The 1,473-nt window shown below is 57.9% G+C and carries 1 protein-coding gene; it reads right to left on the bottom strand.

Annotated features, from left to right (window positions below):
* The coding region (locus A7098_RS22695) for a phage tail protein (protein ID WP_198599198.1) at window positions 1-1,473 on the bottom strand (1,473 nt) is incomplete at both ends.

Genomic DNA, 1,473 nt, shown 5'->3' with positions numbered 1-1,473 from the left:
TATCTGCTGGATCGCTGCACTCTGGTCTTCCAGTTTCTTATTGACGGTCTGCGTGATTTCATTGCTGACATCCGTAATGGACGTCCTGATTTCAGCCAGGTCAGGCGCAAGCTGACCGTTATCAATCTGCGTCCACAGCTCCTGAGCCAGATGTGTTTTCCCTATCTCGCCTTTGAAAAAATCCAGATAGCCGGATGCATCATCACTCGGCTGACCAACAGCCTCCACGAATGCCGATTTGCCAACGGTGTTCACACTGCGGATATAAAAGTAATAATCATGGCCCGGTTTGATATTGATACTGGCGGCTATCCAGCACAGCGCCATGCCAAGATAGCGGGCTGTGGTTTCAACCTGCCTGATATCCGCAATCCGCTTTTCCGAGAACCAGAACTCAAACTGTACCGTCGGATCATAAACGGCAAGATGGGGCGTGGCGGTTATCTGAAAATAGCCCGGCGTCAGCTCAATCCGCGACGGCGCTGCCGGTGCGGCAATACGGAACGATACCGATGCCGGATCGCCCTGCTGCCCCCAGGCATTTGCCGCCCGGACTGTCAGCCTGTAGTTCCCTGGCGCCAGTTGCGTGAAGCGGTATGTGGTTTCCGTCGTCCGGGCCGTGCTGACCAGCCGCTCACTGCCGTCATCCGCTGCCACGGTCAGGCGAAGCATAAAGCTCACGCCCTTCACCACCTTCGGCGTATCCCAGCGCGCCAGCACCTGGTATTCCCCGCTGTCTGCGGTGACTTCGGCGGTCAGGTGCTGCACCGCTGGCGGCGTGACACCATTCACCGTGCCGCTCTGGTCGCCGTCAAAGTGCGCCCCGTTATCCACGATGGCTTCTTTTTCCGGTACATGCTGCACGGCAGTGATGGCATACGTGCCGTCATCGTTCTCACGGATACTCACACAGCGGAACAGGCGCTGACGCAACGTCGGCAACTTCAGCCCCCACACACTGTATTCTGCAACGCCGTCAGGAACCCGATTCACTTTCACCTTAAGTCCGTCGGTGACGGACTGAACCTCCACGCTGACCGGATTGCCACTTCCGTCAACCAGGCTTATCAGCGTGGTACCGGAGGATGGCAGCGTGATTTCACGGTCGAGCGTCAGCGTCCGGGTCTGGCTGTTCACCGCCAGCACGCGACCACCGGTGCTGATACCGGCATAGTCATCATCGCAGATTTCAATAACATCGCCCGGCACATGGCGAAGCCCTTCTGCGCCCACGCTGAAATCCACGGTCTGCGTTTCCAGCAGTTCCGTTTTAATCAGCCACAGCCCGGCGCGGTGTGCCTGCCCCCGGCTGGTACAGCCAAAGGCATCCATCTTCGTGACATTACGACCGTAACGGGCAATGGCCTGCGTATCTTCAACAAGCTCTGTCGCCGTCTCCCAGCCGTTGTTCGGGTCAATCCAGTTCACCTCAACGGCATTATGGCGGTCCTTCAGGGCGCTGAAGCTGTAGCG

Origin of the sequence: Escherichia sp. MOD1-EC7011 (assembly GCF_002965005.1) — a bacterium.
GTDB lineage: Bacteria > Pseudomonadota > Gammaproteobacteria > Enterobacterales > Enterobacteriaceae > Escherichia > Escherichia ruysiae.
This window is presented reverse-complemented; position numbering and strand designations above follow the sequence as displayed.